Consider the following 17,664-nt stretch of genomic DNA (forward strand, 5'->3'; position numbering starts at 1 on the left):
AAGGCATTCGATGGGAGCGCGCGTGGAAGCGGACCGGGAGTTCTGGAGCCGTGTCCTGGCCGAAGGCGGTACCACCGCGGTGCCGCGGTGGGTCCGGCAGCCGGCTCCGGGAGCGGCCGAGCACGAGGCGACGGTGCCGGACGACGTGGCGGAGGCGGTGCGCGGGCTGGTGGGACAGCTGGGAGTACCGGTCAGTGCGCTGCTGCTGGCGGCGCATGCCAGGGTGCTGGCCACGCTGTCCGGTGAGCCGGAGGTGGTGACGGGCTACGCCGCCGGGGTGCGGGGCGAGCCGCTGCCGTGCCGTATGACGGTGCCGCCGGGTTCCTGGCGCGAACTGGTGACGGCCGCGCAGCACGCCGAGGCGGACGTCCTGGCGCACCGGGAGTTCCCGGTGGACGAGCTGCGCCGGGAGCTGGGTGCGGCGGAGTTGCCGTACGAGATCGTGTTCGGTCCCGGCGGGGCCGAGGACACCCTTGCCGACGACGGCGTTCTGCATGTGCGGTGGTCCGACCGGGACGGACGGCTGCGACTGCGGCTGCGGTACCGCACGGACGTGCTGGACGACCCGGCCGCGGCCCGGATCGGCGGCTACCACCTGACGGCGCTTCGGCTGCTTGCGGCCGACGTGGACGCCGAGCACGCACGGCAGAGCCTGCTGTCCGACGACGAGGTGCACGAGCAGTTGGAGGGCCTGGCCGGGCCCCGCCGCGCGCTGCCCGACGCGCGGGCGCACGAACTGTTCGAGCAGCGGGTACGGGCGCACCCGGACGCGGTGGCGGCCGTGCACGGCGAGCGGGAGTGGACGTACCGGGAGCTCAATGCGCGTGCGAACCGGCTGGCCCGGGCGCTGCGGGAGCGGGGGCTGGGCCCGGAGGGCGTGGTCGCGGTGGTCACCGAACGCCATCTCGACTGGCTGGCCGCGACGCTGGCGGTGTTCAAGGCGGGCGGAGCCTATCTGCCGATCGAGCCGCACTTCCCGGCCGAACGCATCGCGGCAACGTTGTCACGGGCCGGCTGCCGGCTGGTGCTCACCGAGTCCGGCAGCACCCTGACCCTCGACCGGGCGCTGGCCACCGTGCCGGATACCGAGAAGCTGCTGATCGAGGCGGCGTACGCGGAACCGCACCCCGACGGTGATCTCGGGGTACGGGTCGACGCCGGTCAGCTGGCCTACATCTACTTCACCTCCGGCTCCACCGGCGAGCCGAAGGGCGCGATGTGCGAGCACGCGGGCCTGCTCAACCATCTCCATGCCAAGATCGACGACCTGGGGGTCGGCGAGGGAAGCACGGTGGCGCAGACCGCCCCGCAGTGCTTCGACATCTCGCTGTGGCAGCTGATGTCCGCGCTCCTGGTGGGCGGGCGGACGCTGGTGGTCGGGCAGGACGTGATCGTGGACGTGGAGCGGTTCGTCGACACCCTGGTGCGCGGCCGGGCGGCCGTGGCGCAGCTCGTGCCCTCCTATCTGGAGGTCGTGGTCTCGTACCTGGAGCAGCACCCCTGCACGTTGCCCGACCTGCGGTGCGTGTCGGTCACCGGTGAGGCGCTGAAGCGGGAGCTGGTCCAGCGCTGGTTCGCGATCCAGCCGGGGATCAGGCTGGTCAACGCCTATGGACTGACCGAGACCTCGGACGACACCAACCACGAGGTCATGGACGCGGTGCCGGAGCGCGTTCTGCTGGGGCGTGCGGTCAACAACGTGCACGTCTACGTCGTGGACGAGGATCTGTCGCTGGTGCCGCTGGGCGCTCCGGGCCTGATCGCGTTCTCCGGGGTCTGCGTGGGCCGCGGGTACGTCAACGATCCCGAGCGGACCCGTGAGGCCTACCGGCAGGATCCGTACCGGCCGGGTGAGCGGCTCTACCTCGGCGGTGACTGGGGGCGCTGGCACCCGGGCGGCAAGCTGGAGTTCCTCGGCCGCCGCGACAACCAGGTCAAGATCCGCGGTTTCCGGATCGAGATCGGTGAGATCGAGAACGCCCTGCTGCGGGTGGCCGGGGTGCGGGACGGTGCCGTGGTCGTCGCCGACCGGCCCGGGCAGAACAAGCACCTGATCGCCTTCTACACGGGCCGGGGTCTGCAGGCGGACGAGCTGCGCGAGGCGCTGGGCGCCGTGCTGCCCGGCTATATGGTCCCCTCGGCCTTCCACTGGCGGCCCGGCCTGCCGCTGACCGCCAACGGCAAGACCGACCGGAAGGCGCTCACCGCTCTCGCCGAAGAGACGGAACCGGCCGTGGTCAGGGAGCAGGACGGTGTCCCGCTCACCGCGACCGAGCGGAAGCTGGCGGCCGTCTGGGCCGATCTGCTGGGCGTTCCCGAGCGGCAGATCGGCCGCACGGACCACTTCTTCGACTCCGGGGGCACCTCCCTGACGGCGGTCAGACTGACCGTCGCGCTCGACCGCGCGGTGTCCCTCAAGGACATCACCCGGCATCCGGTCCTCGCCGACCTGGCCGCCCTCATCGACGGGACGGCACGCCGGCGCACGGAGCTGCTGCATCCGCTGTCGGAAGCGGGCGGTACGCCGGAGCGCGCCCTGGTGTGCTTCCCCTACGCGGGCGGCAACGCGGTCAACTACCAGCCGATGGCGAGCGCGTTGGCGGGCAGCGGCACGGAGGTCCTCGCGGTGGACCTGCCCGGTCACGACCTGGCCGCCGACCACGAGCCGTTCGCCTCGATCACGCAGGTGGCGGAGCGGGTCGCCGCCGAGATCGCGGCGCGCGGCCTGACCCGGGTCCTGCTGTGGGGCCACTCCTCCGGCGCCGCGCCGGCGATCGAGACGGCCAGGAAACTGCAGGAGCACGGTGTGGACGTGCCGCGGGTCTTCCTCGGTGCACAGCTGCTCGGCACCGCCGAGGGCCGGCGTGCCGCCCTCGCCGAACTGACGGGCCGGAGCAACGCCGAGATCGCCGCCCTGCTGACCGCGGACAGCGGCCACACCGAACTGGCGGAACTGAACGCGCAGCACGCCGAGCACATCGGTGCCGCCTACCGGCACGACTGCATGTCCGCACACCGCTACTTCTGCGCCGTTCTGGAAGATCCCGCACCGGTGAAACTGGCCGCGCCGGTCTCGGTGGTCGTGGCCGCCGACGATCCGCACACGGCCGGCCACGCCCAGCACTACCGGGACTGGCTGCTGCTGGCCGAGCACGTGGATCTGCACGAGCTGGCCGACGGCGGCCACTACTTCCCGCGCACCCGCCCGGCCCGGGCGGCACAGGCCGTCCTGGGTGTCGTGGCACCCCTGACCTCCTCCTGAACCCCACAGAGCCTCAGACGGGCAACCGAAGGGAAACCGAGATGTCGTCCTCACCCCTGGCAGCACCTCTCGACGTGGAGCTACGGCCGGACAGACCCGCGATCCTGCACGTCGACTCCCCCGGTGACGCGCCGGCCTGGGCGGCCCACAACCGCGAGTCGCTGCGTGCGCAGGTCACCCAGCACGGGGCGCTGGTCGTCCGCGGTCTGGACCTGCGGGAGGTGTCCCGGGCCGGTGCCGTCTTCGCGGGGCTCGCCGGCGGGCTCATGCCGGAGCGGGAGGCCTTCGCCCCCCGCCAGGCGTACGGCCCCGGGCTGTACTCCTCCACGACCTGGCCGGCCAACCAGCCCATGTGCATGCACCACGAGCTGAGCTACCTGCTGGAGGTGCCCGGCCTGATGCTGTTCGTGTGTCTCACCGCACCCTCCCAGGGCGGGGCGACCGCGGTCGCGGACGCGGAACAGGTGCTCCAGGCGCTGCCCGGCGCGCTGACGGAGCGGTTCGAGCGCGAGGGCTGGCTGCTGACCCGCTCCTACAACGACGAGATCGGGGCGTCCCTGACGGAGTCGTTCGGCACCGACGACCGCACCGCGATCGAGCACTACTGCCGGGCCAACGCCATCGACTTCACCTGGCTGGCCGACGGCTCCCTGCGTACCGAGCAGCGCCGCAGCGCCATCGTGCGGCATCCGCTCACGGGCCGGCGCTGCTGGTTCAACCAGATCGCCTTCCTCAACGAGTGGACGCTGGCCGAGGAGGTCCGCGAGTACCTCCTGGACGTCTACGGCGAGGACGGACTGCCGTTCAACACCCGCTACGGAGACGGCTCCCCGATCGGAGAGGACGTCGTCCAGCTGCTCAACTCCACCTACGAGCAGCACACCCGACGCGAGCCCTGGCAGGCCGGTGACCTGCTGCTCGTCGACAACATCCGCACCGCACACAGCAGAGAGGCCTTCACCGGAGAGCGGCAGGTACTGGTCGGCATGGCCGAACCCCGCCGCCTGGCCGACTGCTGCCCGAACCCGGAGGCAAGCCAGCGATGACCCGTATGCCGTCCACCGCCACCCAGCCGGCCGCACCGCATGCGGCTCCGACGCCGACGTTCGCGGTGATCACCGGTACGCAGGTGCAGCAAGCACTCTGCGGACGCGAGAAACAGATCGTGGAGCTGGTCGAGGCCACCTACCGGCTGCACGGCGCCGGGGACTCGGTCAATCCGCCGTCCTACTTCCTGCGCTTTCCCGACCGCCCCCGCGCCCGGATCATCGCACTGCCGGCCTCCGTCGGCGGGTCGGTCCACGTGGACGGCGTCAAGTGGATCTCCAGCTTCCCGGACAACGTGGACGCCGGGCTGCCCCGCGCCTCGGCGGTCCTCATCCTCAACGACCCCGACACGGGCTACCCCTTCGCGTGTCTGGAGAGCTCCATCATCAGCGCGACCAGGACCGCGGCGTCCGCCGCGCTGGCCGCCGACTGGCTCAGCCGCAACCGGCCCCGCCCCGCGCGGGTGGGATTCTTCGGTACGGGTCTGATCGCCCGGTACATCCACACGTTCCTGGCCGGCACCGGCTGGTCGTTCGACGCGATCGGTGTGCACGACGTGTCCGCCGACAGCACCACGGGGTTCCGCGGCTATCTGCACCAGGCCGACACCACCGCAGAGGTCACCGTCCACGACAGCGCCGAGGACCTCATCCGCTCCAGCGACCTCGTGGTCTTCGCCACCATCGCCGGTGAGCCCCATGTCACCGACCCGGCCTGGTTCTCCCACAACCCCCTGGTCCTGCACATCTCGCTGCGTGACCTCGCGCCCGAGGTGCTGATGGCCTCGGCCAACTTCGTCGACGACGTCGAGCACTGTCTCAAGGCCGACACCTCCCCCCATCTGGTCGAGCAGCGCACCGGCAACCGCGACTTCCTGAACGGCACCCTCAACGACGTCATGCTCGGACGGGCGGCCCCGCCGACCGACCGCCCCGTGATCTTCTCCCCCTTCGGACTCGGCGTCCTCGATCTCGCCGTAGGCAAGTACGTCTACGACGAAGCAGCAGGGGCGGGCGACCTCCGCCTCATCGACGACTTCTTCCACGACCTGCGCCGGTACGGCTGAGGCCGTTGTCCTCAGCCCTGGTCTCAGGAGGCCCACCGTGCCCGTCATTTCCGCTCCCCATGACTTCAACGAAGGCGGACTGTTCGTCGACCTGAAGTCGATCCTCGGATGCCCCCTCTACCTGAAGTGCGAGGGATTCAATTTCGCCGGATCCATCAAACTGAAGGCCGCGAACGAGATGGTGGAGAGCGCCGAGCGGGACGGAGTCCTGAAGTCGGACTCCATCCTCGTCGAGTCCTCTTCCGGGAACCTGGGTGTGGCCCTCAGCATGATCGCCGCGAGCAAGGGCTACCGGTTCCTGTGTGTGACGGACTCCCGTTGCAATCTGTCGACCAGACTGCTGATGGAAGCACTCGGCAGCCAGGTGCACGTCGTCGCCGACCTCGACGCGAACGGCGGGTTCCTGGGCACGCGGATCGACTACGTCCGGTCCCTGTGCTCGTCCGACAGCCGCTATGTGTGGCTCAGCCAGTACACCAACGCGGGCAACTGGCGGGCGCACTACCGTACGACGGCCCAGGAGATCGCCCACCATTTCCCGGGGCTGGACGTGCTGTTCATCGGGGCGGGCACCGCCGGAACCCTGATGGGCTGCGCGCGCTACTTCCGCGAAGAGGAGCGGCCGGTGCGGATCGTCGCCGTGGACAGCGTGGGCTCGGTGGCCTTCGGCGGCAAGCCGGGCCGCCGGATGATCCCCGGCCTGGGCATGAGCATGGTGCCACCGCTGCTCGACGAGTCCTTCGTGGACGAGGTCATCCGGGTGGAGGAGGCGGACACCATCCGCACCTGTCACCGCATGGCCAGACGCGGCTTCCTGTTCGGCGGCTCCACCGGCACGGTGGTCAGCGGCGCGACGGACTGGCTGGCCCGGCACGACACCGAGGACATCACCGCGGTGGCCATCGCACCCGACCTCGGTGAGCGCTACCTCGACACCATCTACCAGACCAACTGGCTGCAGGACCTGTACGGCGACCACATCCTCGACTCCGAGGACGTGCCCGCCCCGCCCCGCGGGGACAAGCGCCGCTCCCCGGCACAGGAACGCCGGCCGAGGAACTAGCCGGGTGCCCCCGTGCGGCTAGCCGGGTGTCCCCGTGCGGCCGGGGACGATCAGGGCACCCGGGGGTGCGGCGGGCCGGCGCTGCTCGGCCGCCCAGGAGGCGAGCAGACGCAGTCCGTCGTGGGTGGGCGTACCGGCCTCGGCGGTCCAGACGACCAGTTGCTGGTCGGGGTCCGTGCTGGCGGTCAGGGTGTCCCAGTCGAGGGTGAGTTCGCCGACGACGGGGTGGTCCAGGACCTTGTGAGCGTTGCAGGTGTACGGATTTCACCGACGTACCGGAAATCAATCACCTCCTGGGAGCACCACCCGTGCAATTCCTCAAGAAGCAGTCCACCAGCAAGGCGCCGGCCGAGTGGTTCACCGGCGATGTGTGGTGGGACGTGATCCACCCCGGCGGCGAGCCGTCCCGGATGCGGGTGAACCTGGTCCGCTTCGCGCCCGGTGCCCGCACCGCCTGGCACCGTCACCTGCTGGGCCAGACCCTGCACATCGTCTCCGGCATCGCCCTGATCGGCACCCGCGACGGAGCGGTCCTGGAGGCCCGTCCAGGAGAGACCGTCTCGTGCCCGCCGGGCGAGGAGCACTGGCACGGCGCCGCCCCCGACCACTTCATGGAGCACCTGGCGATGTGGGAGGGCACGGGCGACGGCACCGCCGAGACGGTCTGGGCCGAGCACGTCACCGACGAGCAGTACGCCCGTCCGGCCACCCGCTCCTGATCCGGCCACCCGCTCAGGCACCGTCCCCGATCACGAACAGCCGAGGTATCACATCATGCGGGCAACTTTCATGTACGGCGCCGGCGACGTGCGCGTCGAGGACGCGCCCGACCCGGTCGTACAGCAGCCCACCGACGCCGTCGTGCGCGTCGTGCGGACCTGCGTCTGCGGCAGCGACCTGCACCCGTACCACACCCTGCCGGCCTCCGGCCGGCCCACTCCGATGGGGCATGAGTTCATCGGCGTGATCGAGGAACTCGGCTCCGAGGTCTCCGGGCTGAAGCGCGGCGACCTGGTCGTGGCCCCCTTCGCCTATTCCGACAACACCTGCGTGTTCTGCCGGGAGGGCCTGCACACCTCCTGCCGCAACGGCGGCTTCTGGGCCGCCGGCGGCGTCGGCGGCGGTCAGGCGGAGGCGGTCCGCGTCCCCCAGGCCCAGGGCACCCTGGTCGGACTGCCGGTCGGTGAGGACTCCGAGCTGCTGCCCTCGCTGCTGACCCTGTCCGACGTGTACGGCACCGGGTACCACGCCGCCAAGCAGGCGCGCGTGAACCCGCGCACCACGGTGACCGTCATCGGTGACGGCGCGGTCGGCCTGCTGGCGGTGCTGTCCGCCCGGCAGCTCGGCGCCGAGCGGATCGTCCTCATGGGCCGGCACAAGGACCGTACCGACCTCGGCCGTGAGTTCGGCGCCACCGATGTCGTGGCCGAGCGCGGCGAAGAGGGCATCGCGCGCGTCCGCGAGCTGACCGGCGGCGACGGGACCCACGCCGTGCTGGAGTGCGTCGGCTACATGAGTGCCTACGAGATGGCGGTCGGCGTGGTGCGTCCCGGCGGTGTCATCAGCCGGGTCGGCGTGCCCCAGTACGATGCGGCGCCGGTCGGTTTCACCAGCCTCTTCGGCCCGAACGTCACCCTCACCGGCGGCCCCGCACCGGTCCGCGCCTACATCGAGGAACTCCTGCCCGGCGTCCTCGACGGAACGGTCGACCCCGGCCGGGTCTTCAACCGCACCATCGGTCTCGAGGAGGTCCCCGACGGCTACCGTGCGATGGACCGCCGTGAGGCCCTCAAGGTCCTCGTCCGCCCCTGACGCCGGCCCGGGTCCTTCGGCCGGAGGTCCCGCCCCGTGAGCGCGGCGGGGCCTCCGGCGCGCCGGGCGCCGCGCGGGCCGCCGCTCCTACGCCGCGAAGCGTTCCGCCAGTGCCTTCGCCTTCGCGGCCGCCTCCTGGAGGGCCCGGTCACGGGAGGCTTCGAAGAGCGGCACGAGTTCGGTCATGGCCGGGTTGTGCGGGGCCATGGTCAGCTCCGGCACGATGAAGTCGACGTCGAGGGCGAGGGCATCCGCGAGGACCGCGGTCAGGTAGTTCCGGACGTACTCGTAGGGCTCACGCGGGGTGCCGGGCGCGTAGGAACCGCCGCGGCTGGCCACGACGGTGACCGGGGTGCCCTTGGCGGAGGGGGTCTCGCCCACCGTACGGCCGAGCAGGATCACGCTGTCCAGCCATGTCTTGAGGGTCGACGGGATCGTGTAGTTGTGCATCGGCGCGCCGATGACGACCGCGTCCGCCTGCTCCAGCTCCTCGATCAGCTTCACGCGCTCGGCGAAGCCGGCCGTCTGCTCGGGCGTGTGGGTGGCGGGGTCGGCGAAGCCTGCCGTGTGGGCGGCCGCGGTGATGTGCGGCACGGGGTTCGCCTCCAGGTCGCGGTATATCACCGTGCCGCCGGGGTGCTGCTCCTGCCAGGTCCTGCGGAAGGCGTCCGTGACGGCACGGGAGGCGGACGCCTCGCCCGGGAAGAGCGACGAGTCGAGGTGGAGCAGGGTGGCCATGAGTGTCTCCAGAAGAAGGGGGCCCGAGCGCCACGCCCGGGCTGAGGTTTTGTACTCAGCTATATCTAACATAGGGACTTACTTTTTTTCACCCCCATACGGCGGAGTAGTACCCTGACCCCATGGCGGAGCAGACCCATGACACGGCCGAGTGCAAGCGTGTGGACGACGGCATCACCCGTGTCTTCCAGGTATTGGGCAAGCGCTGGAACGGCCCGATCCTGGCGGTCCTGATGGGGCAGCCGACCCACTTCGCCACCCTGCGCCGGGCCATCCCCGGCATCAGCGAGCGCATGCTCTCCGACCGGCTCGCCGAGCTCGGCGCCGCGGGACTCGTGGTGCGCGAGGTCGACGAGGGACCGCCGCTGCGGGTCTCGTACCGGCTGACCGAGTCGGGAGCCGCCCTGGAGACCTCGCTCAGGGCACTCGGCGAGTGGGCGAAGGAGCATCTGCCGGACGCACCGCCCTGCCAGGGACCGGGCGTATAACCCTGGCCGACCCCGCCCCTCACAGCCGGCCCCGCGGCCTTGCCCGCCTCGCCCGCCGGAGCATCCGAATCGGCCGCAAAAACCTCGTCCCCGCGGTACCCGGATGCTGGGCGGCGGGCACCGCGGGGACGGGGCCAGCGGGCGCCCAGGGCGTGGACCATGGCGACGATGGCGGTCATCTGCGGTGCGCTTTTCACGGCGTAGTCGGAACCCGTGTAGCCGAACCAGTCCCAGCAGCCCTGCGGGTTGACGGGCCAGACGCTGGAGACGGCCTGCGGGTACAGGACGACGAGGTTGTTGGTGTCGGCGTAGGTGTCGAGATTGCCCTTCTCGGCGAAGGCCGTGCCCAGGAGCTGCTGGGCGGACAGGCAGCCGTGCAGGGCCACCACCAGCTTGCAGGGTGCGCCGTTCGCGCAGGCCGGCGGAACGTAGAGCTGCCCGGTGGGGTCCATGGAGAGGGAGTGGGCCGAGCCGCCCGGGGCGTAGGCGTTCTGGTCGAAGTACCTGAGGGTGCCCTGGGGGGCACCGGTGTTGCGGGGAGCGACCCCGCCGAGCCAGGACGTGAGCATCTCCCGCTGGGGGTCGTCGTGGCAGTTGTTCAGGAACGGCGGCAGGGTGAGGGCGCAGGGGACGACGCCGTCGGGGGTGGGCCACGAGTGTCCGGCCGGATCCCCGTCGTGGTAGGTGACGTCGGCGCCGAAGTGCTCGTAGAAGTCGACTCCGGCCCGGGAGACCAGCGGGTTGACGACCGGGTCGAGGTAGCCGTGGTACGTGTAGACCGGCTTGCCCGCCAGGTTCGAGACCGGGTCGATACGGCCCTGGGACGCCCAGTCCTCGGCCTGTTGCTCCAGGTCGTGGACGCCCAGGCCGAGGTCGCAGGTGACGAACTTGATCACATGGCCCTGGCCGCAGTCGTACGGCCCGGCCGCGACGATGCCGGCGCCGTCGAAGGTGCCGGAGTAGGCGACCTGGAGCTGGGTGGCCATGAAGCCGCCGGAGGAGACGCCGGTGACGTAGGTGCCGGTGATGTTCAGGTCCGGCAGGGGGCCGGCGGCGGCAGCACGGGCCGGCGCGGCGGGACCGGCGGCCGCGAGGGCGAATGCGGCGCCGAGTGAGGCGACGGCCTGGGCGGCTCTGCGCAGGGAGCGGAATCTCATGCAGCACACTCCGATGGGGTGGGGGTCGGTGGTCGGGGGATGGAGGGTCGAGGGGCCGAAGGCCAAGGGGCCGATGGGCGGGGGCCCAACGGGCGGGGGTCCAACGGGCGGGGATTCAAAGGGCGCAGAGGGTGCAGCAGGCGCGGAGGGCCCGGCAGGCACGGTCGGCGCTGTGGGCACGGCGGACGTGACAGTCAGGTCGGCGCTGTCGGCACGGCGGACGTGACAAGTGCGGTCGGCGCGGTGGACGTGACAAGTGCGGTCGGCGTTGGACCTGGCAGGCGTGGTGGACCTGGCAGGCGCGGCGGGCGTGGTGGACGTGGCAGGCGCGGTGGACCGGGCAGGCGCGGCGGGCGTGGCGGGCGCGGCGGGCGTGGTGGACGTGGCAGGCGCGGCGGAGCCGTGGAGGGGGCGGCTCGCCGGAGGGCTCCCCCTGGGATCGAGACCGGCCGCCGGGGCGGACAGCACGGCCACGTTTCCAACCGATCGATTGGTTGTTTCCGGATCGTTGCGAGTCACCATCCGACTTCTGCGTTACGGTGTCAACCAATCGATTGGTTGGAATTCTTGCCGAGCCTTCAGGAGCAGCCGTGGAACTTCCCGCCTGGGAGCCCCGCCGGGTCGTCGCGATGGAGGCGGTCCTCCCCGAAGGCGTCACCCCGCCCGGAACCCGTGGCAAGATCCTCAAGGCGGGCCTGGAGCTCTTCGCCGTGTCCGGTTTCGCCGGCGCCTCGATCCGGCAGATCGCGGGCATGGTCGGCATCAACTCCGCGACGCTGTACGCGCACTACCCGTCCAAGGGGCACGTCCTGGCCGAGCTGGTGCGCATCGGCCACGAGGAGATGCGGACCCGGCTGACGGAGGCCGCCGCTGCGACCCGCGACGAGAGCGCCGCCCGGCAGCTGGCCGCCCTGGTACGCGCCCATGTGCTGCTGCACACCGACCATCCCCTGCTGGCGGTGGTCACCAACGGCGAACTGCACGCCCTGCCACCCGAACTGGCCGCGCCCTCGCTCCAGTTGCGCGAGGAGTGCCGCCGCCTGCTCGCCGACGTCCTGGAACGCGGCGCCGACGACGGCGAGTTCGCCATCGACGACCCACTGCTGGCGGTCACCGCGATCGGCGGCCTCGGTGTGCAGGTCGCGCAGTGGTTCGGCCCCGCCCTGGAGCGGACCCGCGAGCAGGTCGCCGACCAGTACGCGCAGTTCGCGCTGCGCATGGTGAACGCCGGCCGCTGAACACAGCGGTGTCCCCGTCCCCGCTCTGCGCGAAGGAGTGACCATGCGACCGGTCCTCGCGACCTGCCACGGCCTGGTCCGTGGCATCACCGGCCCTGCCGGCACCACCGGCTTCAAGAACATCCCCTACGCCGCCGCGCCCACCGGGCCGCTGCGCTTCGCGCCACCGCAGCCGCCGGCCGCCTGGGAGGGGATCCGCGACGCCGGCGCCTATGGCCCCACCGCCCCGCAAGCGCCGTACCGTCCCCCGCTGGACCGCCTGCTCCCCGAGGCGCTCGTCCCCGGCGAGGACTTCCTCAACCTCAACGTCTGGACCCCCGATCCTGCCGGGCGCCTGCCCGTGCTCATCTGGCTCCACGGCGGCGCTTTCACCAACGGCTGCGGATCTCTCACCGGCTACGACGGCACCGCGTTCGCCCGTGACGGGGTCGTCCTGGTCACCCTCAACTACCGTCTGGGCGCCGAAGGTTTCCTCCACCTCGGTCGCGGCGACACCGCACCGGCCAACCTGGGTCTGCTGGACCAGATCGCCGCGCTCGCCTGGGTCCGTGACAACATCGCCTCCTTCGGCGGCGACCCCGACCGTGTCACCGTGTGCGGCCAGTCGGCCGGCGCCATGAGCATCGGCGCCCTGCTGGCCATGCCCGCGGCCAAGGGCCTCTTCCACCGCGCGGTGCTGCAGAGCGGTGCGGCGCAGCACACGCTCTCCCCCGCCGGCGCCGCCCTCGTCGCTGACCGCCTGGCCTCGATCCTGGGGGTGCCGCCCACCCGGCCGGACCTCGCCGCGGTGCCCGTCGAACAGCTGCTGGCCGCGCAGGTTCAGCTGCGCGCCGAGATCACGGCCCGTCCCGATCCGGCGCTGTGGGGTGAGGCCGCGCTCAACCTCATGCCCTTCGAGCCGGTGGTCGACCAGGACAGCCTTCCCCGCGCCCCCATGGACGCGATCGCCGAGGGCGCGGCGGCGGACATCGACATACTGGTGGGCTGCACCAGCGACGAATTCCGCCTGTTCACCGTGGCGTCCGGGCTGTGCGAGCTGGTGACCGACGACCTCGTGGAACGCACCGCCACCGGGTACGGTCTGCCGCCCGGCCGGGGCGTCGGTGCCTACCGTGCCGCCTTCCCCGAAGCGGGTCCGGGCGAGCTGTTCGCCCAGATCGCCACCGACTGGTTCTATCGTCTTCCCGCGCTGCGCCTGGCCGAAGCCCAGGCACGCCGGGGTGCACGCGCCTTCGTCTACGAGTTCGCCTGGCCCTCCCCCGCGTGCGACGGGGCGCTGGGCGCCTGCCACGCGGTCGACGTCCCGTTCGTCTTCGACAATCTGACCGACCCGGCCTTCGCGCCTCTGGTCGGCGACGCCCCGCCGCAGGCGGTCGCGGACAGCATGCACGCCGCCTGGGTCTCCTTCGCCACGACCGGCGATCCCGGCTGGCCCGCCTACGGTGAACCGGACCGCGCCGTACGCCGTTTCGCGGCCGCACCGGCCACCTGCCACGACCCGCGCGGTGCTCTGCGGACTCTGTGGGACGGCCTGCGCTGACGCACGCGGTCCGCTCGTGCCGGGCCGCCGGATCACGGGGTACCGGCCGGGACATCACGGATGCGATGATCCCGGCGGCGGTCGGCGAGCCCGCCCCGACGCGGCGGCGCCGTGCCCCGGTGAGAGATCCCTCTCCATCACGTCAGGAGTCCGCAGTGAGCAGTGTCCACCACGACGTCGGCCACCTTCCTCCGCCGCGGGTGCAGGAAGTCAGCGAGAACGTCTACGCCTACCTGCAGCCCGACGGCAGCTGGTGGATCAACAACACCGGTTTCCTCGTGGGCCGGCGCGGCGTGATCAGCGTGGACGCCTGCTCTACGGTGCGGCGCACCCAGGCGTATCTGGAGGCGATCGCCACCGTCACGCCGCAGCCGGTACGGACTCTGATCAACACGCACCACCACGGTGACCACACGTTCGGCAACCACCTCTTCGGCGGTGCCACCGTCGTCGGGCACGAGGCGACCCGGTCGAGCGTCCTCGAGTGGGGTGGTCCGGGGGCCGCGGCAGCGTTCTGGACCGAGGTCGAGTGGGGCGACGTAGCGCTCGAACCGCCTTTCCTCACCTACACGGAGGGGGTCACCGTGTGGTCCGACGACCTCCGTGCCGATGTGCGCCATGTCGGCACGCCCGCCCACACGACCAACGACTCGATCGTCTGGCTGCCCGAACGCAAGGTCCTCTTCAGCGGCGACCTGCTGTTCAACGGCGGTACCCCGTTCCTCCTCCAGGGATCCGTGGCCGGCGCCGTCCAGGTCCTCGAGGAAGTGATCAAGCCCCTGGGAGCGGCGACCATCGTCCCCGGGCACGGTGCCGTCGCCGGCCCGGAACTCATCGACGACGTTCTGGGCTACCTGCGGTTCGTCCAGGCCACCGCCCGTGCGGGCCGCGACGCCGGGCTCACACCGTTGGAGGCCGCCCGTGAAACGGACCTGGGCGGGTATGCCGACCTGCTGGACTCCGAGCGCATCGTCGGCAACCTCCACCGGGCCTACGCCGAACTGGAGGGCGGCCCCCTCGGCCGGGGCATCGACGCCGCGGCCGCCCTGGGCGACATGGTCGCCTACAACGGCGGCCGCCCGCTGACGTGTCTCGCCTGAGCCCATGGCCGGGCGGGGCGGCTCGGGCCTGGGCCGGTCGGGCAGGGACCGGTCGGACAGGGGGCCCGCGCTGAACCGGGCCGCCCCGAACGGGGCCTGCGCCGAGCCGAGTTGCCCCGGACCCGACTCGCCCTGAGCCGGGCCGTGGCCATCACGGCCGGGCGGGCGCGGGACTGCCGGCACCCGGCGGGTACCGACACGTCGGCCCTCTCCCGGGAAGCCTCCGGGAGAGGGCCGGCGCCGGCCGTGCGGCCTGTCTACTCCGCGGACGTCGAGGTCCACGGGCAGGTGAACGTGCACGGGTACAGGCCCGTCTCGGGCTCTTCCTCCTGCAGGTGCTGCAGGGCGGTCACGTCAAGCTCCATCTGTCTCACCTCCCTTCGGGTCCGGTCGGGTCGTGCGGTTCACCCGGCCGTGTCGCGCTGGTCCGGCCCGGTGAACGTCTTGGGCAGCCACAGGCGGGGCCCGCCGTGCCACTGTCGGAGCAGGAAGGCCAGTACGCCGCCGAGGCCGGTGCCGTAGTCGGTCGTGACCTCCGTCCCGGTCTCGTCCGGGGCGAGCACGCGCCCGTGGCGGACGGTGTGACGGGCGTGGACGGCGAGGGCGAGTTCCTCGGCCCATCGGGCGTAGCGTGGCTGCGCGCGGGCCTGGGCCAGGTCGAGGAGGAACTCGCCGTCGCCCGCCAGTCCGTGGCAGTGGGAGGTGCCGGCGTGCCAGCGGGAGCGGCGGACCGCGACGGCGGCCGCCTCGGTGGCGTCGCGCAGGCGGGGGTCGTCGTTCCGCTGTGACAGCCGCAGCAGGAAGGTGCCGACCCCCGAGGAGCCGCTGCACCAGTTGGTCCTGCGTGCCCCGCCCGAGGGCCCGGCGGTCCAGTACGCCGCGCCGTCGTCGTGGCGTGCGGTCGACAGGAGCGTGTGTGCGGCTTCGTCCGCGAGTTCCAGATACCGCTCGTCGCCGGTGGCCCGGCCCGCGGCGAGCAGGAACGCGCCGGTGCCCGCGACGCCGTGGGCGAAGCCGTAGTGGACGAGCCCGGCGAGGTGGGAGGCCCAGTTCTGCGGGACGGGCCACAGGAGCAGCCCGTCGCGGCGGACGGCCGATGCGGCCACGGACTCGGCGGCCTCGCCCGCCCGGCGCAGGAAGTCCTGGTCGCCGGTGGTCTCCCAGAAACGGAGCTGGGTCATGCCGGCCCCGGCGCTGCCGTGGCAGATGTCCGGGTTGGGCCAGCGCAGCGGGACCCTGCGGGCGAGGTCGGCGGCGACGTCGGCCAGTTCCTCGTCCCCGAGGGCCTCCGCGGCGTCGAGGAGGGCCCAGGCGGTGCCGGAGCGGCCGAAGTGCAGGCCGGGCAGCGCGCGCGGCTCGCGCCCGAGCCGGCCGGCGATCCAGCCGGCTGCCGTGCCGACGGCCTCTCGTAATCGCTCTCCGGGTTCGGCGCACAGGGCACGGGTGAGCACGCCCAGGATCCCTGCGGCACCGTGCTGGACATTGAGGGGGTCGCTGGTGGCGCCGAAGGGTGACGGCGGCCAGAGCCGGTCGGCCTCGGGGGCCATGGTCGCCAGCAGATGCTCCAGGGCGTCGTCGGTCAGTTGCTTGAGTTCGCTTCCGGTTCCTCGCCCCGATGCCGGTGGGGGCGCGGCGGGTGTCTGCGGCCGGAGCCGGCCGGCCAGTGCGCGCCGGACCTCCGTCGGACCGGGCCGCTGTGCGGGCTGCTCGTGGAGCAGGGCGAGGATCAGCGGTGCGAGGCGGTGGGCGGTGGGGTTGTCCTGGCACAGGTGTGCCAGGAGGTCCGCGATCTGCTGCCGGTAGGGGCGTACGGGCGGATCGTCCGGGGCGAGCAACGGGTCGACGCCCGTGACCAGGTGGAGCAGCGTGGCGCCGAGGCCGTAGAGGTCGGCCGTGAGAGCGGGGCAGCCGTCGCCGGAGCGGGCGCCTGTCTGTTCGGGTGCCGCGTAGCCCGGGGTGTGCGCGTGCACCACGTGCTCGCCGGGGCGGGCGAGGAGTTCGAGGTCGATCAGGCGCAGTTCGTGGTCCTCGGTGACCATCACGTTGTTGGGGTTGAGGTCGCGCAGGGCGAAGCCCTCGCGGTGGACGAGCTCCACCAGGTCGACCAGGCCGGCGGCCAGCCGTTCGGCGAGCGCCGCGGGCAGGCCCCACTCGCCGCCGTCGTCCGCAGTGAGGTTCTGCGTCACCCAGTGGCGCAGGGTGACTCCTTGGACGGCCTCCTGGACGAGGAACAGATCGCCCTGCTGCTCGAAGAGCGCGACGGGCCGCGGTGTGCGGCCGGAGGACGCGAAATGCTCCAGCATGGCCGCCTCGTGGCGCCGCGCGTCGCGGGCGTCCTCCCCGGTCGCGGTGGCTCCCGTATGGGGGCGTGCCTGTTTGACGATGACTCGGGTGCCCTCGCGTTCGTCGGTCGCCCGGTAGACCCCGCCGGTGAAGGCGTGGCGGACGACCTCGTGGACGACGTAGCGGTCGTCGAGGCGTACCGGCCGGGCGGCGGCCCTGCCGGGCCCGGGCGTTGCGGGGCGCCGTCCGGTGAACGGATCGCGCGGCGCCCACGGCGGCGGGCAGAACCAGGCCTCACGCCGGTCGCGGTCCAGGGAGCCGTCCGGTGCCATCAGCATGACCTCGTAGGAGGCCTCGTTGCCGAGCACGGGCACCCCGTGGAAGGCTCCGAAGCGGTAGTGCACCAGGCTGCCGGGCCGGTACGGCCGGTCCGAGAGGATGCCGGGTCCGGGCAGGCCCTGCGTGGCGCGGTGCAGTTCGTCCGCGAGTGCACGCAGCCGGTCGTCGGGGCCGTCCGGGTAGACGGTGATGAACTTGCCGCCGCTGCCCCGGTCCGTACGGCGGGAGCAGAGTTCCGCCACCTTGGCCGGAGTCACGGCGAATTTGAACGGTGTGCGGTGGGCGGCCAGGACGTCGGCCGTGCGTGCCAGGACGAGTGGGGCGGACAACGGAGTCGCCGAGACGTGCAGTTTCCATCCCTGTGTGCGCATCGGCGTGTCCGGCAGACGGACATGGCACCAGAAATCGCCCGGCCTGATCCGCCAGTCGTCCGGTTCATGTCGAGTGAGTACGGAACGGACGCAGTCGACGAGCAGTGATCGTTCCGCGGTGGGGCCCGCTTGCATGGGTTCACCCCTTCATCCGGTACCG

The 17,664-nt window shown here is 72.0% G+C and carries 13 protein-coding genes and 2 pseudogenes; 10 read left to right on the plus strand and 5 right to left on the minus strand.

The window, feature by feature from the left end; all coding sequences use genetic code 11:
• The first annotated feature begins 10 nt into the window (after positions 1–10).
• From ACZ7P3_RS14405 to sbnA, 4 genes are read left to right on the plus strand one after another with little or no spacing between them, the layout of a single operon-like run.
• Entirely contained in the window at positions 11–3,262 is a 3,252-nt protein-coding gene (locus ACZ7P3_RS14405) for a non-ribosomal peptide synthetase (protein ID WP_472081341.1), read from the plus strand.
• Positions 3,263–3,303: 41 nt separating this feature from the next.
• A complete protein-coding gene (locus ACZ7P3_RS14410; RefSeq protein ID WP_472081343.1) occupies positions 3,304–4,308 on the plus strand; it encodes a TauD/TfdA family dioxygenase in 1,005 nt (334 codons plus the stop codon).
• Positions 4,305–5,375: a 2,3-diaminopropionate biosynthesis protein SbnB gene (gene sbnB / locus ACZ7P3_RS14415; protein ID WP_472081345.1), complete on the plus strand. Its 1,071-nt coding sequence runs from the start codon at positions 4,305–4,307 to the stop codon at positions 5,373–5,375. Before ACZ7P3_RS14410 ends, sbnB begins: the two co-directional genes overlap by 4 nt.
• A 37-nt stretch (positions 5,376–5,412) precedes the next feature.
• Entirely contained in the window at positions 5,413–6,438 is a 1,026-nt protein-coding gene (gene sbnA / locus ACZ7P3_RS14420) for a 2,3-diaminopropionate biosynthesis protein SbnA (protein WP_472081347.1), read from the plus strand.
• A gap of 18 nt (positions 6,439–6,456) precedes the next feature.
• Here the strand turns inward: sbnA and ACZ7P3_RS14425 are convergent.
• Positions 6,457–6,678: pseudogene (locus ACZ7P3_RS14425) on the minus strand (MmyB family transcriptional regulator); the annotation flags it as partial.
• A gap of 68 nt (positions 6,679–6,746) precedes the next feature.
• Here ACZ7P3_RS14425 and ACZ7P3_RS14430 point away from each other — a divergent pair.
• Positions 6,747–7,157 carry a (R)-mandelonitrile lyase gene (locus ACZ7P3_RS14430; RefSeq protein ID WP_472081349.1) on the plus strand — a complete coding sequence of 137 codons (411 nt, stop codon included), beginning with the start codon at positions 6,747–6,749 and terminating at the stop codon, positions 7,155–7,157.
• A gap of 55 nt (positions 7,158–7,212) precedes the next feature.
• On the plus strand, positions 7,213–8,250 hold the full coding sequence (locus tag ACZ7P3_RS14435; protein WP_472081351.1) for an alcohol dehydrogenase catalytic domain-containing protein: 1,038 nt from the start codon (positions 7,213–7,215) through the stop codon (positions 8,248–8,250).
• A gap of 87 nt (positions 8,251–8,337) precedes the next feature.
• Here ACZ7P3_RS14435 and ACZ7P3_RS14440 read toward each other — a convergent pair whose 3' ends face one another.
• Entirely contained in the window at positions 8,338–8,988 is a 651-nt protein-coding gene (locus ACZ7P3_RS14440) for an FMN-dependent NADH-azoreductase (RefSeq protein WP_472081353.1), read from the minus strand.
• Between the two features lie 122 nt (positions 8,989–9,110).
• Between ACZ7P3_RS14440 and ACZ7P3_RS14445 the strand changes: the two genes are divergently transcribed.
• Positions 9,111–9,476 carry a winged helix-turn-helix transcriptional regulator gene (locus tag ACZ7P3_RS14445; protein ID WP_472081967.1) on the plus strand — a complete coding sequence of 122 codons (366 nt, stop codon included), beginning with the start codon at positions 9,111–9,113 and terminating at the stop codon, positions 9,474–9,476.
• Between the two features lie 158 nt (positions 9,477–9,634).
• On the opposite strand, the pseudogene ACZ7P3_RS14450 reads toward ACZ7P3_RS14445, so the two are convergent.
• Positions 9,635–11,155, minus strand: a pseudogene (locus ACZ7P3_RS14450) (extracellular catalytic domain type 2 short-chain-length polyhydroxyalkanoate depolymerase); the annotation flags it as partial.
• Positions 11,156–11,223: 68 nt separating this feature from the next.
• Between ACZ7P3_RS14450 and ACZ7P3_RS14455 the strand changes: the two are divergent.
• The 3 genes from ACZ7P3_RS14455 to ACZ7P3_RS14465 all read left to right on the plus strand — a co-directional run bounded on the left by ACZ7P3_RS14455 (position 11,224) and on the right by ACZ7P3_RS14465 (position 14,511).
• Entirely contained in the window at positions 11,224–11,871 is a 648-nt protein-coding gene (locus tag ACZ7P3_RS14455; protein WP_472081355.1) for a TetR/AcrR family transcriptional regulator, read from the plus strand.
• Between the two features lie 43 nt (positions 11,872–11,914).
• Positions 11,915–13,411, plus strand: a complete 1,497-nt coding sequence (locus tag ACZ7P3_RS14460; protein ID WP_472081357.1) for a carboxylesterase/lipase family protein — start codon at positions 11,915–11,917, stop codon at positions 13,409–13,411.
• 155 nt (positions 13,412–13,566) lie between these two features.
• The gene (locus ACZ7P3_RS14465; RefSeq protein ID WP_472081359.1) at positions 13,567–14,511 is read left to right on the plus strand and encodes an MBL fold metallo-hydrolase; all 945 of its coding nucleotides are present in this window, start codon (positions 13,567–13,569) and stop codon (positions 14,509–14,511) included.
• A gap of 257 nt (positions 14,512–14,768) precedes the next feature.
• On the opposite strand, the gene ACZ7P3_RS14470 is transcribed toward ACZ7P3_RS14465, so the two are convergent.
• A complete protein-coding gene (locus ACZ7P3_RS14470) occupies positions 14,769–14,876 on the minus strand; it encodes an ALQxL family class IV lanthipeptide (RefSeq protein ID WP_472081361.1) in 108 nt (35 codons plus the stop codon).
• A 39-nt stretch (positions 14,877–14,915) separates the two neighbouring features.
• Positions 14,916–17,639 carry a class IV lanthionine synthetase LanL gene (lanL, locus tag ACZ7P3_RS14475; protein ID WP_472081363.1) on the minus strand — a complete coding sequence of 908 codons (2,724 nt, stop codon included), beginning with the start codon at positions 17,637–17,639 and terminating at the stop codon, positions 14,916–14,918.
• Between the last annotated feature and the right edge of the window lie 25 nt (positions 17,640–17,664).

It is taken from the genome of Streptomyces sp. NPDC107581 (genome assembly GCF_055657175.1).

Bases quoted from the DNA above. Each gene is read 5' to 3' on its own strand.
- ACZ7P3_RS14440 (WP_472081353.1), bottom strand. From the start codon at position 8,988: ATGGCCACCCTGCTCCACCTCGACTCGTCGCTCTTCCCGGGCGAGGCG.
- ACZ7P3_RS14435 (WP_472081351.1), top strand. From the start codon at position 7,213: ATGCGGGCAACTTTCATGTACGGCGCCGGCGACGTGCGCGTCGAGGAC.
- ACZ7P3_RS14445 (WP_472081967.1), top strand. From the start codon at position 9,111: ATGGCGGAGCAGACCCATGACACGGCCGAGTGCAAGCGTGTGGACGAC.
- sbnB (WP_472081345.1), top strand. From the start codon at position 4,305: ATGACCCGTATGCCGTCCACCGCCACCCAGCCGGCCGCACCGCATGCG.
- ACZ7P3_RS14460 (WP_472081357.1), top strand. From the start codon at position 11,915: ATGCGACCGGTCCTCGCGACCTGCCACGGCCTGGTCCGTGGCATCACC.
- ACZ7P3_RS14410 (WP_472081343.1), top strand. From the start codon at position 3,304: ATGTCGTCCTCACCCCTGGCAGCACCTCTCGACGTGGAGCTACGGCCG.
- ACZ7P3_RS14405 (WP_472081341.1), top strand. From the start codon at position 11: ATGGGAGCGCGCGTGGAAGCGGACCGGGAGTTCTGGAGCCGTGTCCTG.
- lanL (WP_472081363.1), bottom strand. From the start codon at position 17,639: ATGCAAGCGGGCCCCACCGCGGAACGATCACTGCTCGTCGACTGCGTC.
- ACZ7P3_RS14470 (WP_472081361.1), bottom strand. From the start codon at position 14,876: ATGGAGCTTGACGTGACCGCCCTGCAGCACCTGCAGGAGGAAGAGCCC.